Origin of the sequence: Shewanella waksmanii ATCC BAA-643 (assembly GCF_000518805.1) — a bacterium.
Lineage (GTDB): Bacteria > Pseudomonadota > Gammaproteobacteria > Enterobacterales > Shewanellaceae > Shewanella > Shewanella waksmanii.
The window spans coordinates 75,450-96,980 of the sequence record NZ_JAEH01000010.1; the positions used below are offsets into that span (position 1 = coordinate 75,450).

Here is a 21,531-nt window from a genome sequence, read left to right on the forward strand (position 1 = left end):
GCGCTTCATCACTATAAGCGCTAGGCGCTTGCGCGCTTTTGCGTGTCACGTAAAAACTAAAGTATAGCGAGGATCAAAGATTTAAATAGAAAGCCTTGGTTAGGGCGACCATCGCTGCCGTGTACTGGTTGTTGTTATCGCGGATAACTAATGTCTCTGGCGTGCTGTCTGGCACAGTGTTGCAGAAAGATTTGCTTAGCATCAGCAAGTGGCGAGCTGCGGGTTTATTTAAGGTACTGGCAACATCGGTGCGTAACCTTATGTGTAACTGACGTTGTTTTGCTGCTTGTTCAAAGTCGATCAAACTTTGGCTTGGAATGATGACTGAGGCATTACCTGTGGGCTGTAGTCGTTGCTCTATGTGTTGGCAAAGATCATTAAATGACAATGTCTGAGTGTGGCGCGCTTGGGCTCGCTTGTCGCATTGTGCTCGTGGACCATGATTAAAATAGGGTGGATTACAGATGATGTGATCAAATAAAAGTGAATATGGCAATGTAGAAATACAGCCATGGTGGACCTTTAACCTGTTTTGCCATGGCGATTGGCTGAAATTTGACTGACAAGCTTTGGCCGCTACGCTATCAATTTCAACGGCGGTAATTTGCCCCTGACTGCGCTGAGCCGCCATTAAACTGAGTAAGCCTGAGCCGGCGCCAATATCAAGAATATGTTTAGCATTCACTAGCTTTGCCCAGGCACCTAAAATCACGCCGTCGGTGCTAACGGGCATACCACACCCGTGATCATCAATATGAAACTGTTGGAAAGTAAATGCCATAACGCGCTACACAAAGTTAAGAGTTAACAACCGGCTCAGTGTACTGCATTGTGGCTCGTGCTGTTAGCTGTTGTTTCGATGTTGTCTAGATGATGCTGCTACTGTGTATTGTGCTTGGTTGTAATAATTGTAGGGGTTGTGTTTTTTGTCTGTAAGATTTTTGGTGTTGATTGGGCGGAATGCTACGCCCTTGCTTGTTAAATTTTTACCAGTTTGCTAATAGTAGGGGCGCATTTGCCAGTTTGAAGCGCAAATGTAATAGGTAAAGCAGTTTGAGAGCATGGTTAGCGTTGGTTAATTCTGCTGTAGTTCAAAAAGTCGCCGTTATCAGGCCATGTTTACCAGAGAAAAGTGTAATTCTAAATTTACACGCCGTTATAATAATCTCTTTTATGGTGCCATAAGGCGAAATAATACAGAGCAAAACACACAAGCAGAAATAATGGGGCAGCGCGTGCAGAATAATAAGATGGGCTTGGCAGATACCGTAGGGTTAGGGTTTATGACCTTTGCCTTTTTTCTTGGTGCGGGTAATTTAATTTTTCCACCTTTAGCCGGCTATTTAGCTGGCGAAAATATCACTTTAGCCATGATTGGCTTTCTTATTACCGCGGTGACATTACCGTTAATCACTTTGATTGCCGTGGCAAAGGCCAATGGTAAAGTGATGGCGTTGTTGCCCGCTTTCGCTGCAACAGCGTTAGCCGTCGCTATCTATATTATTATTGGCCCAGCGTTTGCTGCGCCTCGTGCCGGGCTGGTTGCCTACGAAATGGGCTTTAAACCATTTATAGATGGCAGTGCGACTTTTGCCATTGGGGCCATTGAGCTCAATACCTCGCAATTGATTTATACCTTAGCCTTTTTTGGCATTGCGTTAGTCTTGTCGCTTTATCCTGGCAAGCTACTTGATAACGTCGGTAAAGTGCTGACACCAGTATTGATATTCCTATTGGTAGGTCTTGCGGTTTCAGTTGTGTTAGTGCCAGGTTCTGGCGTGAGTGATGCGGTGGGTGATTATCAAACTAGCCCGCTAACCAAAGGTATTTTGGAAGGCTATAACACCATGGATACCTTGGCTTCATTGATTTTCGGTATGTTGATTATCGATATCTTGCGTAAGAAAGGCGTCAATGAACCTAAAGAGCAAACTAAGTACCTCATTCGTGCCGCGTTAATTGCTGCCGGTGGATTGGCTTTCGTTTATGTGTCGCTATTCTACTTAGGCTCGACAGCGGGAGATTTTGCTGCGGGTGCAGATAATGGCGGAGTGATTTTAACTAACTATGTCAATCATGAGTTTGGTGCTGCAGGCCAAGTATTGCTGGCAATGGTAGTGACACTGGCTTGTTTGACCACAGTTGTCGGCCTAGTGACAGCTTGTGCTGAGTATTTCAATGAGCTTATCCCGACCCTATCTTATAAATTGTTGGTTGTGGTAATGAGTGTGATTTGTGCCACGGTGGCGAACGTGGGACTTGCACAGCTAATTAGTATCAGTATTCCTGTGTTAGTGACCATTTACCCTGTTGCTATCGCACTAGTAGCGGTGACTTACTTAACGGAGAAGTTTCCTAAACCTGCATTTTCACATCGACTCGTGCTCAGTGTCGCATTGGTATTTGGTATCATTGATGGACTGAAAGCTGCGGGTGCCGACATGAGTTTGTTTGAGTTTATGCCACTGCATAATGAAGGCATGGCATGGTTGCTTCCGACAGCAGTAACCATAGTGGTGTGTTTATTTATAAAACCTAATAATGCCCAAGTTGCCGCGAGTTAACATTCGAGCATATTGAAGCGAGCGATTAAGCTAAGTTAGTATAACGGCGCAGACTCATAGCAGTTTGCGCCGTTTTTTATATGGGAAACTAGCGTCCATGGACAAATCAGCTTATCAAGCCGACCCCCTTATTGAGATTTTTTTGGACCAGTTATGGGCGCAAAAAGGGCTCAGCGATAACACGCTTGCCGCCTATCGCACTGACTTACAAGGCTATGACCTATACGGGCAGAAGCATGGAGTATTGATGCGCGACGCAGACCAAAGCCATGTTAGAGATTATCTCGGTTATCGGGTTGAGCACGGCATTGCAAAAAGCAGTAGCGCAAGATTACTCAGTAGTTTACGACGATTTTACGCGTTCTTAATCATGGACAAGCGTATTCAAGTTGACCCCACCGCATTGATAAAAGCCCCTAAGCTTGCCCGTCATCTGCCAGACTCGCTCAGTGAGCAAGATGTCGATACATTACTGGCTGAGCCACAGGTAGCCGATCCTATCGAATGCCGCGATAAAGCCATGATGGAATTACTCTACGCCAGTGGACTACGGGTGTCTGAACTTGTTGGGCTAACAATGGATCAAATTAGCTTGCGTCAAGGTTTAGTGCGGATTGTTGGTAAAGGGGGCAAAGAGCGCCTAGTGCCGATTGGAGAGTTAGCGGTAACGGAAGTTGAAGCCTATTTAGGTGAAGCTAGAAATGAACTGCTAAAAGGCAAGTTAAGTGATGTTGTGTTCCCTTCTAAACGCGGCACCATGATGACTCGGCAAACTTTTTGGCACCGCATCAAGCTGTATGCACTGCGGGCCGGTATCAATAGCCACTTGTCGCCGCACACATTGCGACATGCATTTGCTACTCATTTACTCAATCATGGTGCAGATTTACGCGTGGTGCAGTTGTTGTTGGGCCACAGTGATTTATCGACCACTCAAATTTATACCCATGTTGCTAAAGCTCGCTTGGCGCAGATGCACAGCGAGCATCATCCGCGGGGTTGATTTTGTGGTTTAGGTCATGAATTATCTGATTTGATTTTTTAAATATTCTCAAAGCCGGGGCAAATGGTTGCTTTAACGGCGTTGACGCTGTAACTTTTCTGCCACTTGTCGGGTCTAATGCTATGTGGATTAGATTTTTGGCCTATTGAATAACAGGAAATAAGATGAAGTTTACCCGAACATTTTCGCTATTGGTCAGTTTGATGGTCGCGCCATTAGCAAGTGCTGCGTCAAGCAGTGCAGGCGATGACACGCAAGCGTTAAAACAGAAGCTAACAGATACACTAAGTGTTGATGTACATAGCATCGCACCGTCGGCCATTCCAGGTTTGTATGAAGCGCTGACTAATCGTGGTGTGCTTTATATCTCTAAAGATGGTTCAAAGCTTTTGCACGGCAACATGTATGACATGGATAAAGGCATGAAAAATCTAACCGAGGCGGCAATGGCCGGGCCTCGCGTTGAGATGATGAAGCCACTTGAAGAGCATATGTTGGTTTACAAAGCCAAGAATGAAAAGCATGTCGTGACGATTTTTACCGACGTGAGTTGCGGTTATTGTCGTAAGCTGCATCAAGAGATGGATGAGTACAACGATCTCGGCATTACCGTGCGCTATTTAGCATTCCCACGTGCAGGTGTGCCATCAGCAAACGCTGATGAGATGGAAGCTGTGTGGTGTGCGAAAGACCCGTTAAAAGCGATGACAGAAGCAAAAACTGGCGGCAACGTGCAACGAGCGAGTTGTGATGCCAAAATTGCTGAGCAATACAATCTTGGTCAAAGCTTCGGTGTGAGTGGCACGCCAGCCATTATTCTAGAAGACGGCACTATGGTGCCAGGCTACCAGCCGCCAGCGGCTTTATTAAGAACCGTTGAGTCAATCACTAACTAGTGATTACATCCATAAAAAAGGCGAGCTTAGCTCGCCTTTTTTATGACTTATATTGGCCTAATGAACCAGTAGCTACAAAAATTAGTTTTAGGTCCAAACAGGGTCTTCATCTCCGTTATAGCATCTTATACCAATCAGTATAAACATTTAGTCACTCAGCGAGAGTTTAGCGGTTCTGAGGTAAGGTCCTTAAATGCTCCTCGGTAACTGCTCCTGCGTTACCCTACCTCCTATATCCCTATAGTCGAGCATTAATGACATTCACCACATCTGACCTCCAAGGATGGAGGAAATGTCTTATGACTGTCAGGAACAGTCAAGACCCTGTGGTTTGCAACGAGTGAAGAGCATAGTTATTCTACGGTTAAGCTCGTTAACACAGCATCAGAATCGCTAAAACTCGCCATTCTGGCGCGTTTTAGGCTGCCTACTTCTGCGTTGAATAATTTCACAAGGGAACAACCATTGTTTCAATCATTCGCCTCGAATTAGTTTGCCCAAAGCGCGCTGAGTAGATCAAATTCTTATGCTGATTGGTATTAAAGGGATTGGTTTAAGGGGTGAGTTATCGCGATGGCGATGCTATTCTACGGGCCAATGATTAGTTAACTGAGTTCAGCATCTGTGATTCGAAATATTCGCCGCCGCGCCCCTGTAAATGACAGTCATTTACCTCATCACCTACCTGGGCTGATTAAGCAAATTTATGCGGTACGCGGCTGCCAACCTCATGATTGTGAGTTATCACTCGCTAACCTGCTAACCCCTGATGAAATGGCAGGTTTGAGCGAAGCGAGCGAGATTATCTGTCAAGCGCTGATGCACAATCGTAAAATCCTGATCATGGGCGACTTTGACGCTGATGGGGCGACATCGACGACCGTGTGTATGTTAGCTTTACGGCAGATGGGAGCCACTCAGGTCAGTTATTTGATTCCCAATCGTTTTGATTTTGGCTATGGCCTCAGCCCTGAGATAGTCGATGTAGCTTACCAGCAAGGTGCTGAGTTATTGATCACCGTCGACAATGGTATCTCATCGATTGAAGGTGTTAAAGCTGCCAAAGCATTGGGCATGCAGGTAGTGATCACCGACCATCATTTACCGGGGAAAACCCTGCCAGATGCCGATGCGATAGTGAACCCCAATATTGACACTTGTGGCTTTAGTAGCAAATCGATTGCCGGTGTGGGTGTGGCTTTTTATCTTATGTCGGCTGTGCGGGCTAAGTTGCAGCAATACAACTGGTATCAACAACAGGGGATTGCCAAGCCCAATTTGGGCCAGTTGTTGGATGTGGTTGCCCTAGGCACTGTTGCCGATGTGGTCGCGCTGGATGGTAACAATCGGATTTTGGTGCAAGCTGGGTTAAAACGAGTTCGCTCTGGGCAATGCCGTCCAGGTATTACGGCGTTGCTGGAAGTGGCTAAACGCAACCCGCAGCGTATTATTGCAGCCGACTTTGGTTTTGCGGTTGGACCCAGACTCAATGCCGCTGGACGTCTCGATGAGATGGCGCTAGGCGTTGAAACACTGCTGTGTGACGATATGATGCAAGCAAGACGCATGGCTGCTGAGTTAGATGGACTCAATGCCGAGCGACGGGATTTAGAAGCGGATATGCAGCAAGAAGCATTGAAGAGCTTGCAAGCATTGTCCCTAGACGAGCAAGCGCTACCTTGGGCCATTGCGCTTTATCAAAGTGATTGGCATCAAGGGGTGATTGGTATTTTGGCCTCAAGGATCAAAGACAAATATCACCGCCCGGTTATTGCTTTTGCACAGGCCAGTGATGATGAAATCAAAGGCTCTGCGCGCTCGATTAAAGGTTTGCATATGCGCGATGCCTTGGAGCTGATTAATAGTCGTCATCCAGGGATGATCACTAAGTTTGGTGGTCATGCTATGGCGGCGGGTTTATCACTGAAAAAAGGCCAGTTTGACCGCTTTGCCCAAGCGTTTGATGAAGTCGTGAGAGAGTTACTTGATGAAGCGGACTTGACCGGTGAATTGCTCAGCGATGGTGAGCTAACAGCTAGCGATCTCAGCATTGAAATGGCTGAGCTGATAAGAGAAGCAGGGCCATGGGGGCAAGCATTCCCAGAACCATTATTTGATGGCCATTTCAGAGTCGTGCAGCAGCGAATTGTGGGTGAGAAACACTTGAAGCTGGTGTTAGAAACGGAGTGTAGTCGAGTAATGGTCGATGCTATTGCGTTTAATGTTGACCTCAACACTTGGCCAGATGCGACCGTGCAGCATGCTCAAGTGGTGTATAAGCTCGATGTGAATGAGTTTCGTGGTAAACAAACACTGCAGTTGATGATCGAGCAGATCGTGCCTATGTAGCTTGCGAGCTGTTAATTGTAAAAAAGCGCCGTTGTTGTGACACAGCGGCGCTTTTTATTGAGCTTCAAGCGGCTTACTTAACGGTTTTAACGCCGTCTGGGCTGCCAACAAGCAGTACATCTGCACCACGTTGGGCAAACAAACCATTGGTGACTACACCAACAATCTGATTGATTTGCTCTTCAGTTTGTTTGGGATTGATGATTTTCATGTTGTGCACATCAAGAATGATGTTGCCGTTATCGGTCACAACGCCTTCACGGTACACAGGGTCGCCACCAAGCTTAACTAGCTGTCTTGCAACGTAAGAGCGAGCCATTGGGATCACTTCTACCGGAAGGGGGAGCTCACCTAAAATGTCGACCTGTTTGGTATTGTCTACAATACAAACGAACTTTTCAGCTACAGCAGCGACAATTTTTTCTCGGGTTAGGGCCGCACCACCGCCTTTAATCATGTCCATATGAGCATTAATTTCGTCGGCGCCATCAACGTATACCGACAGCTCATCAACGGAGTTAAGATCAAAAACTGGGATGCCCAATGCTTTCATCTTCTCGGTAGAGGCTTCTGAACTCGATACCGCGCCTTCAATATCCGCTTTCATTGTCGCCAGCGCGTCAATGAAGTGATTTACTGTGGAGCCAGTGCCTACACCAACAATGCTGTCTTTTTCTACATAATCTAAAGCAGCCCATCCAGCGGCTTTTTTCATTTCATCTTGAGTCATGCTTGTGTCCTAACGAGAAGTATCGCTCTATTATAACCTGAGTTACCTCTACCGTGGTGTGATTTTATGCCAAATAGGGTCACAAAATCAGCGATTCACAGTTGCCAACGCGCCAGTAGAAATTGATTGTGCTTAGAGTAAGTTTACGGCTTTGCTTACGGCGAGTCTGAATAATCGTGAGCCAACCGACGGCAAAGCTTAACTGGTAATAGATGAATACGGGGAGTAACTTAGGCATTAATTAGATCGACAAGGACTGCGCTGTAATTTGCAGCACAACTAAAAGGACAAAGCGATGGCTGGTGTGAGTCTATTAGCGCTGCTCGATGATATTGCAGCGATACTCGATGATGTGGCGTTAATGAGCAAAGTGGCCGCGAAGAAGACGGCAGGGGTGCTCGGTGATGATCTCGCGCTCAATGCTCAACAGGTATCGGGCGTGTCAGCCGATAGGGAGTTACCTGTGGTGTGGGCGGTAGCTAAGGGCTCATTCAAGAATAAGTGCATACTTGTACCCGGTGCGTTATTAATCAGTGCATTTATCCCATGGGCTATCACTCCGCTATTGATGTTTGGTGGGCTGTTTCTATGTTATGAAGGCTTTGAAAAAGTTTATCACTCCTATAAGCATCGAAATACCAAAGCTGAGATAGACCCAGAGAAGCTCGCCGAAGCAGTGGCAGATTTGCAAGCGTTCGAGAAAAAGAAAATTGCCGGTGCGATACGCACCGATTTCGTGCTGTCGGCAGAGATTATTGCTATCACATTAGGTGTGGTGGCACAGAGTAGTTTTGCGACACAGGTCTTTACCCTCAGTGCCATTGCGATATTGATGACCATAGGTGTCTATGGCCTAGTGGCCGCAATCGTTAAGCTAGACGATTTTGGTTTGTTTCTCACCCGTCGTGAGGGGGTCAGTGTTGGTGTGCGCTTCGGCCATTGGCTTGGAGCCAAACTGGTCAATGCCGCTCCCTACTTAATGCGCGGTTTAACGGTTATTGGCACGATTGCAATGTTTATGGTGGGCGGCGGCATTTTAACACACGGATTACATCTTGTGAGTGAAGTGATTAATCATATAGCCGCCCTAGTTGAAGGTTTAGTCGTAGTGGGTCCCGTGCTGGCATTTATTACGCCGAGTTTGTTAAATACCCTATTTGGCTTAATGGCTGGCGCAGTGGCATTAATGGCGATGAATATGCTGCAGCGTGTTAAAAATTAACCGATAGTGACAACTTGTAACATTGGTTGGTTAAATAGTTGTTATATTAATTACTTGGGATTAACATCTGCTCATTGAGAAGTTAAGGACCCAATATGATTAAACCGACTACAGCCGGCTTTGTTGCGCTGATATTATCTGGATTGACCGCCTGTGGTGGAGGAAGTAGCGACTCTGGAACCACACCCACCCCACCACCGACGCCTACTCCGCCATCATTAAGTGCTGATCAGTGTTTCGTGATGAGTATTGATGCCGAAGGGGAGGAACTCGGACAGTTAACACTTGCTATTGATACCACCAATACACCGGTTACTGGTGAAAACTTTATTAAGTATGTGGAAGAAGGGTTTTACGACGGTACTTTGTTCCATCGAGTCATCAATAATTTCGTGGTGCAAGCGGGTGGCTTTACTGCCGGTTTAGTGGCGAAAGAAAGTCGCGATCCCATTATTAATGAGGCTAATGTTGGACTTAGCAATGAGCGTGGAACATTGGCAATGGCGCGAACTAATGACCCCAATTCAGCTACGTCGCAGTTTTTCATTAATACCTTAGACAATCCACATCTTGACTACAGTGCCAGCGCAGATGGTTACGCAGTATTTGGACAAGTGGTCGAAGGTATGGAAGTGGTTGATCAAATTAGTATCGTTAACACCCACACCGTTGGCAATTTTGCCGATGTACCAATTATTGATATAGAAATAACCAGTGTTGTTGCAACAAATTGCCCTTAATTAAGGTCTGATTGTCAACAGCACTGTAAACCGTGTTGTGCTCCAAGATCGCCCCTAATTCAATGGATGAATTAGGGGCGATCGATTTTAAGCGACAGCTGAGTGACTATTTAGCTAGAAATGTTGGCTAAACCTGGTTATCGATTAAGGATTTTTGCGCACAGTTTTACAAAATCTGATGAGGTGATAATCCCTATTACGTTATGTTCGTCATCAATGACTGGCAAACACCCCAATTTATTATTAATAAAATACTGCGCCACAATAGCGAGCGGTTCATCGACAGTTAGCTTTTGAAAATCGCTGTCCATAATGTCATGTACAAACGTCTTCCTTTCTTTACGATCTAGCGCACCAGCACCATATTGGTTGAGCATATTAATCACGGTGGCGATCATCTTTTTATGGGTGAGCACCCCAACCAGTTTGCCTGAGGTTTCTGATATCACGGGGAGGTGACGGACGCTTCGATTTTGCATCAGTAAGTGGGCATCTTTAATGGTGGCCATATCGCTAATACTGACCACTTCGCCACTCATAATATCGCTAACTTTCATAATCCACTCCGTTGATATTGTTTGATTTCATTATAACGACAGTTGTTAGATATCGCGTCAATTTTGTTGATTATGGCTCGATTGTCAGTGTTTTAGACCAATAAGGTGCCCGGCATAATGTCAGCTTAATTGACAGAAATTGCCTACAAGATGCTGCATTTAAATTGCGAGGCAATTCATCTCGCTGAAATATACCGACTTTACACTTGATAGGTAAGAGCTCTTACCAGTTGATTAATAACCTGCTAATGTAGCAAGTTAGCATCTCTAAAAGGCGGTAAGAGAGGCTTTATAGGAGTTTTTCAATTGAAGGAGTCAAAATGAAAACAATAATAACTCGTCGCGATTTTTTAGCTATGTCGGCCAAAGGTGCAGGTGCTGCGGTAATATCTTATGGCTTGATGGGCTGCTCAAGCAGTGACAGTGACGATGAGCAAGTTAGCGCTAGTGCCTCATTTTTGCACGGTGTTGCCAGCGGTGACCCGAGTCATAGTGCGATTATCTTATGGACTCGTGTTACCCCTGAGCAGGCAGCAGACGTTACAGTGAGCTGGGAAGTGGCGACAGACGCCGAATTTACCGATTTGGTCACCAATGGTGAAATGACGACGACTGCAGCGCGTGATTACACTGTCAAAGTAGATGCCATTGGGCTCAATGCTGGAACAACCTACTATTATCGCTTTAAAGTTGCAGAGGTGCTGTCACCCACAGGCATTACTTCAACTTTGCCTGAAGGGCAGGTAGAGCAAGTGAAGTTAGCGGTCTTTTCCTGTGCAAACTATCCAGCAGGGCATTTCAATGTCTACGATTTGGCACTGCAACATGATGATATTGATGCAGTTGTGCACTTAGGGGACTACTTGTATGAGTACGCTAGGGGAGAGTATGCCAGCGAAAACGCCGAGCAACTAAATCGCCAAGTGCTGCCAGAAGGTGAATTACTGGAACTAGCAGACTATCGTACTCGCTATGGTCAATACCGAAGTGATGCAGCATTGCAGCAACTGCATGGCAAATTACCTTTTATTACCGTTTGGGATGACCATGAAGTTTGCAACGATGCTTGGCTCGATGGCGCTGAAAATCATAATGAAGGCGAAGGGGATTATCAGTCACGTAAGAGCCAAGCTTTACAAGCCTATTTTGAGTGGTTGCCCATCCGACCATGGCAAGAAGGCAATCACCAAGAAATATACCGCTCGTTCAGTTTTGGCGATCTTGTCGACCTGCATATGCTAGATACCCGTTTGTTAGGCGGAGATAAGCAGCTAGACTACGCTGATTATCTAGACCCGAATACTGGCGCTATTGATGCGGCGCGTTTTGGCCAAGATGTCACCAGTAATGACAGAACGATGTTAGGGGCAGAGCAGTTACAGTGGCTACAAGCACAGCTGTTAACTTCAACGGCAAAATGGCAATTACTGGGTCAGCAGGTATTGATGGGGCAAATGCTATTGCCCGCTGCTATCGCGACCCAACAACTGTCGGTCACTGAGTTTGGCGAACTCGTCGCCTTAATGCAGATAGCACAGCGCCTAGAGCAGAATGATCCAACAGTCACCACTTTTGAATACACATTTTATGTTGAAAATCAGCACCGATTGACTCCTGAAGCAATAGCTTTAGTGCAGATGCCGGCCATACCTTACAACTTGGATGCTTGGGATGGTTATGCCTATGAGCGAGAGGTGATTTTAGCTACCGCTAAGTCGCAGCAGAAAAATTTGGTGGTGATTGCTGGCGATACGCACAATGCGTGGGCAAATGAGTTAACTGATAGTCATGGTGATAAGGTGGCGGTCGAGTTTGCTACTAGTTCGGTTTCCTCCCCAGGCCTAGAATATTATCTGGGTATTGAGGCTGAAGCTCAAGCACAGACAGAAGCCGGTATTGTCGGCTTAGTTGATGGGCTTAAATATACTAATTTGCGCGATCGTGGCTTTATGGTGGTGACTTTTACTGACGTACAAGTCTCTGCTGATTGGCACTATGTTGATACTGTATTGGCCACTGACTATCGCGAGGCGATGGACAAGCAAGTCACTGCGGTCACGCAAGCCGGAGATCCAAGTATTACACTGCTTTAACCCGATCCAGCTCACGATATGCGATTGTTGATATCGTGAGCTAGCTAACAATTCCCCGCATAAGTTTTTCATAAAATCTGCAGCATCTATACTTGTTTTAGTATAAAATTGCGCCCCAAAATCCAGTAGGTACAAGATATGTCGCATTTGCATTTCGCAAGTGGCATATAGTGCTAGGTTGAATTTTGCGGCCGGTACTTACTCTCGCTTTACGCTAAAACAACTCGCTTTGACCAAAATATAAAATAAGATGGGGACGGTCCAATGTCAGACAAACGCTTTATTACCGCACAGGAATTACTTGAAGATTCTTTTCGATTAGCAGCTCAAGTATACGACAGTGGTTTTCGCCCTGAGTTTATTGTTGGTATTTGGCGTGGTGGGGCGCCGATAGGTATTGCGGTACAAGAGTTTTTTGATTTTAAGAAAGTTGAGACCGATCATATTGCCGTGCGTACTTCTTCTTATTATGGAATCAATCAGCAAAGCAAGAAAATCAAAGTCCATGGTTTGCACTATATTATCGAAAATGCCAATGCGACAGATGGCTTATTGATTGTCGATGATGTGTTCGATTCTGGTCGTAGCATTCAAGCATTAATCGCCAAGCTCGAAGAGCAAATGCGCCTTAATATGCCGCAAGATGTACGTATTGCTTGTCCGTATTACAAGCCGAAGAATACCGCGGTACCAATGACTCCAGATTACTTTATTCACGAATCTGAAGAGTGGTTGGTATTCCCTCATGAGGTATCAGGGTTATCAGCTGAAGAAATTGCTCAAGGTAAGGGCGATTTGAAAAACATTAAAGAGCTATTTGTTTAACCACAACAGGTAACAAACAGTCTCTATTGAAAAAGCCAGCATTTGCTGGCTTTTTACTATGATTATAAGCGGTCTATCTCTTTACCAAGTTGATAAGATTTGTCGGTCACAATGGTTTCTAGCGTGGCAACCCGTTGTTTTACCTGTTCGAGTTCAGCTTGTAGTGCTTCAACCTCTGCATTGGTTGCACTGTGGGCGTGGCGTTTATTATATTCCTTGTAAGCACTGACAGAAAAAGCGCCGATAATGGCAATTGCCGCGATCTCAAATGGTCCCATAGTTTTCCCTCTCTATTCTTATAAACTCATATCAAACTCATTCTGATATGCCGTTAACTTTGTTTGTTGTGGTTATCTTAAGCTATAGCAAAGACTATACCAGTTACAAAAGTCACTAATTTTCATCTACTTAAAAAAATCTGTGACAAATCAACCTTTAACGTTAGGTTGCTTTGACCAACGAATGGCTTTTTTCACCATCGTCTTTACCCTAAGTGCCATGCTTTAGCATCCGCTCACTGATACTAATGCACTGCTGTTCGGCTTGGATGGCTAACTTGAGTCCACGCTGACTAACGGTTGATAATTGTGCTTGTTGCGTCAACGTATTTTGTAACCGCTGTTTGCCATTATAACTGCAGCTCATTGGCAGTAAGTATTGGCTATACAGTGCCATAAATTTCTCATCTCTATGGCTATCTAATTGTTCAAGTTGTGCCAATCTTTCTTCTGCTGTTGCTTGGCTGAGGGCTTTTTGCTCACTAGGGTAAAGATGCTGCATTACCGTCGCCAGTTGCGCAAATTGAGTTGGTGTTGTGGGCGCCGTTTGTTGCATGACTTTGTTTAGCCAGCGACGTTTTTGTTGGGATTGCCGCTGTGAAGCTTTAGCGGCCAATAAGTAATTTGCACCGCTATCACTGTTATCTCGTTGACTCTCTTGGTTCAGTAGTCGATTAATGTTGGGGTAATCGTAGCGGCTCAAATGAATCAAGATACCCCAACGCTGCTGCTGGGGTAATTGCAGCCGCTCAAATCCCTCTTTTCCGTTAAGCAGTTTAGCGAGATGGTGCTGGGCACTTAGGCTCGTTGCGAAATGGATATACTGTTCAAACCACAGGTCACGCAGGGTCGTGTTGGCGCTATTTTGCATGGCTAAACGTAAACTCATCTGCTCAACCCCATTGAGGGCTTGGCGAGCATAGCGTTGATGCAAAGGCTGCACCTGTTCTAGATACACTTTGGCTTGTTTTAGCTGGTTTAGTACTTGGGCCAATACTTGCGGCTCAGTTTCGCTAGGCAAGTTGACAAATATGGCGCCAAAATACTGCTGTAAGCTCAACTGCCCTTGAAGCACACTGTTCCACAACCCTTGCCACAACATGCTTCTGAGTTGATCATCTTGCAGCTTACCAATTTCAAACAACGCCGTTTGCAGCGACTTGTTGTCTAGTTCTACATTGACGTAACCCCAGTCTTGATAATTGGGATAAACCAGATCTGGGCAGCGGCTGCCAACTAAGCGCTTAACATCTGTTGTGGCGCCATCATAGGTAACAACCACGGTTGAATTGCGGTGCAGTGCATTGCGCCCTTTGGTGAATAGACCAATTTTAACGGTTTGACTCTTAAAGTTATCTTGCGGCGAGTCAAGGCCACTTTGATGTAGTACAAATCGGCTGATACGGTTGTTGTTGCATTGAAATTCAGCCTTGAGGGTATTCAAGCCGCTGGAAAGGACCCATTGTTGATACCAAGGCGTTAAGTCTGTTTTAGCGGCTTTTGCTAGAGTGTCGAGAAAGGATTCACTCGGCGTGCTTTGAAATCGATATTGGGTGAGAAAATCTTGTATTCCCTGATAGAAAGCCCGATCGCCTATCAAGTGGTTTAACTGCTTTAAGCTCGACAGCCCTTTTTGCTGGGTAATGGCATCAACATGTTGAAGTGGTGAGTTAGGGTTGATGGCACTAGGCTGCAATGCATGGCTCGATACCAGTAGGTCTTCGTTGTAGGCCTGTTGTTTATCAAAAGTATGCTGTGGTACCGCAGATTGATGAGCATCATCAGTTAGCTGCTGCGATATATATAACGCCATACTTTCATTGAGCCATTGTTGGTCCCACCATTTTATTGCCACCAAATTACCGAACCACTGGCGGGTTAGATCGCTCAATATAGGTTGCTGCGACTGCTGTTGTTGTTGCTGCCAGAAGTCGCGTTCGTTGACTAAGTTAGTTGCACTACTTTCCGTCGCAAATGGAATAGAGACCGGCACTAGCACTTGGTTGTATTGGCCAAAGGGATAATCAACCCCTAAACGTTGTGCTAGCTTTTCAATGCTGGCTTGAGTGCGGCTGAAAAACTGTTGTGGCTCAACCTGCTGCATCTGCGATTGTCTGACATATAGGCCTAAACTGGGTTGACCTTGTTGCTGCCAAAAATGAAATGGCCCCGCATGCAGCGAAAACTGGTAAGGGCTAATGGTTTCTGTCTGGGCAAATTGCCAGCGCCTAGCTTGTTGCTCTTCAACAACTTCAACCGCGGCAGTGGTGCTGATGACTTGCCATGAACTGGGCGCGGTAACTTGCAATGAGAAGGTGGCTCGAATATCAAGTTGGTCGAACAGGGGAAACAGTTTCTTAGCCGATGACGGTTTGAGAAACGAAAACAAGTAGTCTTGACCATCTATTGGATCTTGCAGTCGATATAAGCCATCAGGCTCTGAGCTATAGGGGCGTTGATAGTGAAGGGTAATTTGATTGCGGCCGCTATTAAGTAACCTAGCCGGTAAGGTAAATACCTGATTGTCATAGTTGGGATATAGTGGCCTACCATTCAGGGTAAATTGACTCACCTGTGCCGTCGCTAGATCAATTTTGATTGGCTCGCGATTGTCCGTTAATGAAAAGCTGAGCTGGGCGTGGCCACGAAGTTGCTGCGGGTCGGTAATATCCAATTGATATTGGTAACTCACATCGCTAATTCTGGCTTGACGTGCTTGGGCTTGTTGCTGCGTGAGTCCACTGTTTATCGTGGGGGTAGGTTGGTCTATCACAGTTTTGGTAGCATTACAGGCATTTAAAACAAAGCAACCCAATACCACTAAGCCAATACGCAAACAGTTCAAGTGCAGCAATCCCCAAAATGACTAATTATTAGGGGCACTATTTTTAACATTTAGCCATAAAAAAACCAGCGATTTCGCTGGTTTTTTTATCAATGGCTAAGATTACAAGCCTAAAAACGATTTTGACTTAGTTTTACGGATCTCTTTTTCGTCAGACCATTCAATTAAGCCCGTCTCTAAATCCATTAAACGCATGGTCATTTTGTAGTACACATCTTTAGTACTGCCATCTTGTTTGACAATACTTGATAGGTTGCCATACAGCATATATTGCGCACCAATTTGGCGACCAAAGCTTATCGCCGTTGATGGGTCAACCATGCCGGAGTTATTTTGGTAGTCTAACTGTTTGCGTACTGAGTCGACCTTGGTCATGTCGATAAAACGGAACTTACCAGAGCGTAGCAACTTGTTGCTGATTGAGTCAGTGACTGACTCGGTATCGATATGCTCAGAAGTTTTGTTCTTTATCTTGTCAACAAAGATAATTGGACGGTCATTGGCAGTCATTGCCACCACAGGTGGGAAGGTGAGCATGCTATCAACCATTTTAGCGGTGATCGCTTGTAGGTCGGTAGAGCCAAAGTTTTCATTGACGGTTTCAACTTCAGTCGCATCACCATATTGGACTTTCGATTGGCAACCCGCAAGGCCGATGGCCACTGCAATGATAAATATTAGATTGAACTTTTTCATAAAATACCGATTCCTGTATGGTTGATTCGGAACTGTGTCAGTTGTCAGCCTATGTATTTTTGAACCGATAGAATACCAAGCTCAAACTGTGCGACTAAGACTATTAAACAGTACCTATATAATTATTGAATAAAAACGGGTGTAATTTCCAGTATCAATTGCCCAAACCAGTGTCGTGCGTCCAGTTTCAATAGTAATTTCTGCTGTTGAGCGGCTGTCGAGGCCGACATTATATTGGCCAGCATCGACATAACTTCGGGCTATTTGTGCTTGCTGTGGCAAGGTCAACCAACTGCGGCGATCGGCTTGTTCGCTGACCACATTAAAGATTTGCATCGCGATAGCACCATAATCAGTTTCATTATGCCGGCGCTTAGAGTCACTTCTGACGCTGCTGGCCATTTCAGCTTTGGCATAGACTCGCGCCGCTTGGCGTACCAGCGCCATGGGTAGCTCTTCTTTTAATGCTGTCACCGCTAAGGCGTCGATGTTAGCAATGGTTTGCGCTTTTAGGGGGCTAGGAAGCCCAGTTATATTTGCCGCTTTAGCGCGAGGAGGCATAAACGAGTAGGTTGCTAATGAAGCTGTTTGCCAGTTGCCATCAATACGAAAAGGCACACTGAAGCTCTGCTTTTCAGGCACAAACCCCGCTCTACAATGAAAACAACTTGGCCTTGGTCTTTACCTCGTTGCGGGGCTTTGCCCCAACGTTGCTGAAATTCTTGCGCTTGAGGCATGGAAAGTTGCTGAGCTAATCTGACTAAATCTTGTTGTAAAAATCGATTTTTAGGTGCCATTTGTGCGGCTTTTCGATAGTCAATAAAGGCATCATTGGGTTCGCCGAGCAACTCATACAGCAACCCAGTGGTGTAATAACTATAAGCATTTAGGAACGAGCTCGTCACGTCTCCGGCAGCAGTCTCTAAACGGTTAATTTCCGCATCAACTGTCCCATTGGCCATTGCCTGAACGGATTTTTCTGACTTTTGGTAGCGGCGTTGCTCGTCACTTTGAAGTTGGTTAGCTCGGCGGACTTCAACGAGTGCCCCTTGGCTGTCACCGCTAAAGAGGTAGTTCAGCGCTTGATACTGATGCAACATGATGCGCTCATACCCAGGGCCTCGATAGGGGATAACATTGTCATTAATAAACACACTACTTGCGGTGGCCCCCAAATCACTGACAGAGAGCGTGGCTTGGTCATCAAACTGCTTATATCCCTGCTCCGCCGCTTCAAAATATTGGCGGCTAGTGGCAAAATCGCCACTTATTTGCGCGACACGCCCTGCTTCTTGGGCGTAGAGTAGCCCATCGGCGCCATCAATTTTACCACTTATCTCTTGGATACCCGCACTTGGGGTCGCGCTATTAAGCTGGGCTTTCACCGGGTGTAGCTGTGAAGGGTAGTTGATAAAAATACTATTCAGTGCGCAGCCTGATAAAGATAAACACAGTAAAGCAATCACTAGCGCTTGTTTCATTGTGCAAGCTCCATCTGTATGCGCTGGCGTTCAACTAAGGTGATGCCTTGCAGGTGATCATGCTCGTGCTGAAAGATACGAGCAATAAAATCGTCCATTATTTGTTGTTGCCATTGGCCCGTTAGGGTTTGAAAGCGTACGGCAATTTTAGTGTATCTGGCAATACTAATGCGTTGTTTGCCTAACGACAAGCAGCCTTCTTCTCCCCACTGGCGTTGTGGCTCTATGGCTTTAAAGCTAGGGTTACACATAACCGTAGGCTGCATCATTGGTGCTTCTGGATAACGCGGGTTAGGTTGTGATGCAACAATAAACATCGCCACAGACTGTCCCACCTGTGGTGCAGCGATGCCGACCCCAGAGTGACTTAGCATTAGCGCCATCATCTCATTACTCAGCTGTTGTAGTGATGAGTCAAAGTGAACCACAGGCTTTGCCGGTTGCAGTAGCTTAGGGTCACCATGTTGAATAATGCTTAGCATTGTCATCCTTTATTGTCACTTCAGGCTCACTAGTAATGCGGTGGCGGTGTTTCTTTGGCTTGTGATGCGACGTTGCTTGGCTCGGCTGCACGCAGCTTGCTGACTAATAAACGTATCGTTTCTTGCTGCTTTTCTATGCATTCATTTAGCGTAATGACCTGTTGATTGAGCGCTTCAATCGTATCATCTTGAAAAGCCTGCTTCATTTCTAATTCGGCGACGCGTTGTTCTAGTTGTTGCATGTTGTTCTCTAATTTTAGGGGACGGCCCAAGTTTCCAATAAACCGTTACTGCTAAAGCTGATCAAGTGTTGATTAGCCATGTTTGCAACAGAGTATACTACGGCACCCTTAATTTGCGCATGTTCGGTACGGTTTACCCGCCAGTTGGCGATTTTTTTACCATTTTCCACTTGCCACAATATGACCTCTCTAGCGGGAGTGCCAGTCATTAGCCATTGACTGTCATTGGTAAAGCGGGCGGTTGAAAAGTTCATCGTTCGGCGTTTGATATTAAGCTCACTAATCAAGTTACCATCGCTAACCTGCCATATTTTAGCCATATTGGTACTGTCTCCTGCAAATGCGAGACTGGCATCGTGGTTAAGCGCGACTTGGGTCACTCTTGAATCCAATGTCCATTGCTGCAGTGGTTGCCCAGTATCTGTGCGCCAGACAATGGTTTGGTTGTCATTCGCGCCGCTAATGGCGATGTCACCATTAGCCGATATGGCCACTCGGTTAATTTTTTCACTGTGGCCGAGAAACTGGATCAAACGGTTTTGCTGCGGATCGAGTGACATCACGCTAGCGTCACTTAATCCTACCAATAAATTACCCCGGTTAGAGATGGCCACAGATTGACCGGAAGCCGGCAGAGACCACCAACCTAAAGATTGACCATTACTAATTTGCCACAGGGCAACTGACTGTTTGCTTAACGAGGCTGCGAAACGACCATTGGGCGAAATTGCGGTATCAATGGCGTCGCTGTTGTTTTCGGCTCCATGTACCCAGTGGTATTTTTGTTGTTTTGTATTGAGATCCCACAGCTGTAAATCTGCGTTGCTGGTACTGATTAAGGCTAACTGTGCATCTTCTGAAATAGTGGCACTATAACTTGGTTGGCTAATGAGCTGCTGATCGGCAGTTTTTGGCTGACAGGCGCTCAAACAGGTTAAGAAAATAAGTAAAAAGACTTTTTTCATGAGCTTCTCCCCGTTGATGATGTCGATAGCCCATAAGCTATTTTATGCCATTTAACATTGTTACACACCAGTTTGACAGATTTTACTCAGATTGCTTATCGCACTTAACTGAAAAACATGTTAGCAAGAATGTAATTGGTATATGTTAATTAACTAGTATAAAGTGGTTCGCCTTAGATAAGTAAGGTGAGAGCCACTAAAAGAAATTTGCTGAGGAAGCTTGAATGAAATCTATTTATAAATATTCATTGGTCGCACTAGCCGTAGTTGGTTTAACTGCTTGTAATCAAGAGCAGTCAGTTGCAGAAACAGTGAAAACCGTTGAACTGACCACAGAAGCACAGAAAGAAGCGTATAGCGTGGGTGCATCAATTGGTAAATACATGTCAGGTCACATTAAAGAGCAAGAAGATTTAGGTTTCAATGTCGACCGTGATCTTATCATCACTGGTTTCAGCAATGGATTAAATGACGAGCTAAAGCTTACCGAAGAAGAGATGCAAACTGTATTGCAAGCACTTGACGGCAAGTTAAATGAAAAGCGTCAAGCGCAAGCCACAGCATTAGCTGAAAAAGCACTTGCAGAAAGCCAAGCCTATCTAGATGAAAACAAAGCTAAAGAAGGCGTGACGACAACTGAGTCTGGTCTTCAGTATGAAGTATTGACTGAAGGTTCTGGTGAAAAGCCAGCTGCTGAAGATACAGTAGAAGTGCACTATGTTGGCACACTGACCGATGGTACTGAGTTCGATAGCTCTGTTGCTCGTGGTGAAAGTGCTAAGTTCCCACTAAACCGTGTGATTCCAGGTTGGACGGAAGGCGTACAATTGATGTCTGTAGGCTCTAAGTATAAGTTCGTTATCCCATCAGAACTTGCTTATGGTGACCGTGATACTGGAACGATTCCTGCCAATTCTACGCTAATTTTTGAAGTAGAATTACTGTCTATCGAAAAGGCAGCAGCGCCAACAGCAGAAGCTGAAGGTGACCATGGCCACGCTCACTAAGCGTTGAGCACATGATGTTAAAAAGGGCGCCTTAGGCGCCCTTTTTATTGCTTGGCGGATTAATCGTCATGCCTCACTGGCAGGGCAGGCTATAATAGGGTTTCACTATTACTTATTCAGCAAAGATGTAGGTTGTAACCATGGAATATGATTTTCGCCGCAATACCATGACAGGAACGTTAGTGGCCAACTTTAGTATGGACCATGAGATTCTTGGTTTTTGGTTTGTTGAAGAACTCGGTGAAGATAAGCAGAAACTGCAGCAGATTTTGACGGCAATCGCCCAGTTGCAACAGGGGAGTCTTCATAGCTGGTCGTTGGTGGGGCGAGGGGTATCGGTCAGTATGGATCAAGAGCAAGTCAGAGTGTTTGCCAATGAAATGGATATGGAAGAAGAGCCACAATTTGACGAAGCTTTTTCATTGTACACTGGGGAGTCAGAGGCCCACTGTGGCTTAGAAGATTATTTATATGCGTTACAAAGCTGGCAAGAGTTTGTCAGTGGTCAGCCTAGTTAGCCATGCGGCTCAGGCCGTGACTTAACGTGCACGGCCGA

General features: G+C 45.6%; 19 protein-coding genes and 1 pseudogene. 10 read left to right on the forward strand and 10 right to left on the reverse strand.

The annotated features are described in order from the left end of the window. Positions 1–73: 73 nt before the first annotated feature. Entirely contained in the window at positions 74–781 is a 708-nt protein-coding gene (locus tag L865_RS0106685) for a tRNA1(Val) (adenine(37)-N6)-methyltransferase (protein WP_028772524.1), read from the reverse strand. A 442-nt stretch (positions 782–1,223) separates the two neighbouring features. Here L865_RS0106685 and brnQ point away from each other — a divergent pair, with 442 nt between their 5' ends. The 4 genes from brnQ (at position 1,224) to recJ (ending at position 6,812) form a co-directional block, all read left to right on the forward strand. Next, positions 1,224–2,564: a branched-chain amino acid transport system II carrier protein gene (gene brnQ, locus L865_RS0106690; RefSeq protein WP_037470679.1), complete on the forward strand. Its 1,341-nt coding sequence runs from the start codon at positions 1,224–1,226 to the stop codon at positions 2,562–2,564. Positions 2,565–2,661: 97 nt separating this feature from the next. Then, positions 2,662–3,567, forward strand: a complete 906-nt coding sequence (xerD, locus tag L865_RS0106695; protein WP_028772526.1) for a site-specific tyrosine recombinase XerD — start codon at positions 2,662–2,664, stop codon at positions 3,565–3,567. A gap of 164 nt (positions 3,568–3,731) precedes the next feature. Next, positions 3,732–4,463, forward strand: a complete 732-nt coding sequence (dsbC, locus tag L865_RS0106700) for a bifunctional protein-disulfide isomerase/oxidoreductase DsbC (protein WP_028772527.1) — start codon at positions 3,732–3,734, stop codon at positions 4,461–4,463. Between the two features lie 624 nt (positions 4,464–5,087). After that, positions 5,088–6,812 carry a single-stranded-DNA-specific exonuclease RecJ gene (recJ, locus tag L865_RS0106705; RefSeq protein WP_028772528.1) on the forward strand — a complete coding sequence of 575 codons (1,725 nt, stop codon included), beginning with the start codon at positions 5,088–5,090 and terminating at the stop codon, positions 6,810–6,812. Between the two features lie 73 nt (positions 6,813–6,885). Here recJ and rpiA read toward each other — a convergent pair whose 3' ends face one another. Beyond that, complete coding sequence (rpiA, locus tag L865_RS0106710; protein WP_028772529.1) at positions 6,886–7,542, reverse strand: ribose-5-phosphate isomerase RpiA; 657 nt, start codon at positions 7,540–7,542, stop codon at positions 6,886–6,888. A gap of 295 nt (positions 7,543–7,837) precedes the next feature. Between rpiA and L865_RS0106715 the strand changes: the two genes are divergently transcribed. Beyond that, on the forward strand, positions 7,838–8,764 hold the full coding sequence (locus tag L865_RS0106715; RefSeq protein WP_028772530.1) for a DUF808 domain-containing protein: 927 nt from the start codon (positions 7,838–7,840) through the stop codon (positions 8,762–8,764). A gap of 95 nt (positions 8,765–8,859) precedes the next feature. After that, entirely contained in the window at positions 8,860–9,504 is a 645-nt protein-coding gene (locus tag L865_RS0106720) for a peptidylprolyl isomerase (protein WP_028772531.1), read from the forward strand. Between the two features lie 137 nt (positions 9,505–9,641). Here the strand turns inward: L865_RS0106720 and L865_RS0106725 are convergent, their stop codons facing one another. Continuing rightward, positions 9,642–10,061 (reverse strand): CBS domain-containing protein, encoded by a 420-nt coding sequence (locus L865_RS0106725; RefSeq protein WP_028772532.1) that lies wholly within the window; start codon positions 10,059–10,061, stop codon positions 9,642–9,644. 320 nt (positions 10,062–10,381) lie between these two features. On the opposite strand from L865_RS0106725, the gene L865_RS0106730 reads away from it, so the two are divergent. Beyond that, positions 10,382–12,154: an alkaline phosphatase D family protein gene (locus L865_RS0106730; protein ID WP_028772533.1), complete on the forward strand. Its 1,773-nt coding sequence runs from the start codon at positions 10,382–10,384 to the stop codon at positions 12,152–12,154. 264 nt (positions 12,155–12,418) lie between these two features. Continuing rightward, complete coding sequence (locus L865_RS0106735; RefSeq protein WP_028772534.1) at positions 12,419–12,979, forward strand: phosphoribosyltransferase; 561 nt, start codon at positions 12,419–12,421, stop codon at positions 12,977–12,979. A 62-nt stretch (positions 12,980–13,041) separates the two neighbouring features. Here L865_RS0106735 and L865_RS0106740 read toward each other — a convergent pair whose 3' ends face one another. The 7 genes and pseudogenes from L865_RS0106740 to L865_RS0106770 all read right to left on the reverse strand — a co-directional run bounded on the left by L865_RS0106740 (position 13,042) and on the right by L865_RS0106770 (position 19,968). Beyond that, the gene (locus L865_RS0106740; protein WP_028772535.1) at positions 13,042–13,257 is read right to left on the reverse strand and encodes a coiled-coil domain-containing protein; all 216 of its coding nucleotides are present in this window, start codon (positions 13,255–13,257) and stop codon (positions 13,042–13,044) included. A gap of 211 nt (positions 13,258–13,468) precedes the next feature. Further along, positions 13,469–16,102: an aminopeptidase N gene (gene pepN, locus L865_RS0106745; RefSeq protein ID WP_037470681.1), complete on the reverse strand. Its 2,634-nt coding sequence runs from the start codon at positions 16,100–16,102 to the stop codon at positions 13,469–13,471. Between the two features lie 102 nt (positions 16,103–16,204). Next, on the reverse strand, positions 16,205–16,798 hold the full coding sequence (gene lpoB / locus L865_RS0106750; protein WP_028772537.1) for a penicillin-binding protein activator LpoB: 594 nt from the start codon (positions 16,796–16,798) through the stop codon (positions 16,205–16,207). Positions 16,799–16,912: 114 nt separating this feature from the next. Next, positions 16,913–18,279: pseudogene (locus tag L865_RS23265) on the reverse strand (COG3014 family protein). Further along, a complete protein-coding gene (gene def, locus L865_RS0106760) occupies positions 18,276–18,761 on the reverse strand; it encodes a peptide deformylase (protein WP_245608405.1) in 486 nt (161 codons plus the stop codon). The pseudogene L865_RS23265 and the gene def overlap by 4 nt, the downstream one beginning before the upstream one ends. A gap of 29 nt (positions 18,762–18,790) precedes the next feature. Then, positions 18,791–19,003 carry a SlyX family protein gene (locus L865_RS0106765; RefSeq protein WP_028772539.1) on the reverse strand — a complete coding sequence of 71 codons (213 nt, stop codon included), beginning with the start codon at positions 19,001–19,003 and terminating at the stop codon, positions 18,791–18,793. Between the two features lie 14 nt (positions 19,004–19,017). Next, complete coding sequence (locus tag L865_RS0106770) at positions 19,018–19,968, reverse strand: WD40 repeat domain-containing protein (RefSeq protein ID WP_028772540.1); 951 nt, start codon at positions 19,966–19,968, stop codon at positions 19,018–19,020. A 224-nt stretch (positions 19,969–20,192) separates the two neighbouring features. On the opposite strand from L865_RS0106770, the gene fkpA reads away from it, so the two are divergent. After that, the gene (gene fkpA / locus L865_RS0106775) at positions 20,193–20,975 is read left to right on the forward strand and encodes an FKBP-type peptidyl-prolyl cis-trans isomerase (protein WP_028772541.1); all 783 of its coding nucleotides are present in this window, start codon (positions 20,193–20,195) and stop codon (positions 20,973–20,975) included. 140 nt (positions 20,976–21,115) lie between these two features. Beyond that, positions 21,116–21,493, forward strand: a complete 378-nt coding sequence (locus L865_RS0106780) for a YacL family protein (RefSeq protein ID WP_028772542.1) — start codon at positions 21,116–21,118, stop codon at positions 21,491–21,493. Positions 21,494–21,531: the final 38 nt, after the last annotated feature.

Coding starts and splice junctions, on each gene's coding strand:
- fkpA (WP_028772541.1), top strand. CDS start 20,193: ATGAAATCTATTTATAAATATTCATTGGTCGCACTAGCCGTAGTTGGT.
- L865_RS0106780 (WP_028772542.1), top strand. CDS start 21,116: ATGGAATATGATTTTCGCCGCAATACCATGACAGGAACGTTAGTGGCC.
- rpiA (WP_028772529.1), bottom strand. CDS start 7,542: ATGACTCAAGATGAAATGAAAAAAGCCGCTGGATGGGCTGCTTTAGAT.
- L865_RS0106740 (WP_028772535.1), bottom strand. CDS start 13,257: ATGGGACCATTTGAGATCGCGGCAATTGCCATTATCGGCGCTTTTTCT.
- brnQ (WP_037470679.1), top strand. CDS start 1,224: ATGGGGCAGCGCGTGCAGAATAATAAGATGGGCTTGGCAGATACCGTA.
- L865_RS0106725 (WP_028772532.1), bottom strand. CDS start 10,061: ATGAAAGTTAGCGATATTATGAGTGGCGAAGTGGTCAGTATTAGCGAT.
- xerD (WP_028772526.1), top strand. CDS start 2,662: ATGGACAAATCAGCTTATCAAGCCGACCCCCTTATTGAGATTTTTTTG.
- L865_RS0106770 (WP_028772540.1), bottom strand. CDS start 19,968: ATGAAAAAAGTCTTTTTACTTATTTTCTTAACCTGTTTGAGCGCCTGT.
- L865_RS0106720 (WP_028772531.1), top strand. CDS start 8,860: ATGATTAAACCGACTACAGCCGGCTTTGTTGCGCTGATATTATCTGGA.
- L865_RS0106685 (WP_028772524.1), bottom strand. CDS start 781: ATGGCATTTACTTTCCAACAGTTTCATATTGATGATCACGGGTGTGGT.
- def (WP_245608405.1), bottom strand. CDS start 18,761: ATGCTAAGCATTATTCAACATGGTGACCCTAAGCTACTGCAACCGGCA.
- L865_RS0106735 (WP_028772534.1), top strand. CDS start 12,419: ATGTCAGACAAACGCTTTATTACCGCACAGGAATTACTTGAAGATTCT.
- L865_RS0106730 (WP_028772533.1), top strand. CDS start 10,382: ATGAAAACAATAATAACTCGTCGCGATTTTTTAGCTATGTCGGCCAAA.
- L865_RS0106765 (WP_028772539.1), bottom strand. CDS start 19,003: ATGCAACAACTAGAACAACGCGTCGCCGAATTAGAAATGAAGCAGGCT.
- L865_RS0106715 (WP_028772530.1), top strand. CDS start 7,838: ATGGCTGGTGTGAGTCTATTAGCGCTGCTCGATGATATTGCAGCGATA.
- dsbC (WP_028772527.1), top strand. CDS start 3,732: ATGAAGTTTACCCGAACATTTTCGCTATTGGTCAGTTTGATGGTCGCG.
- lpoB (WP_028772537.1), bottom strand. CDS start 16,798: ATGAAAAAGTTCAATCTAATATTTATCATTGCAGTGGCCATCGGCCTT.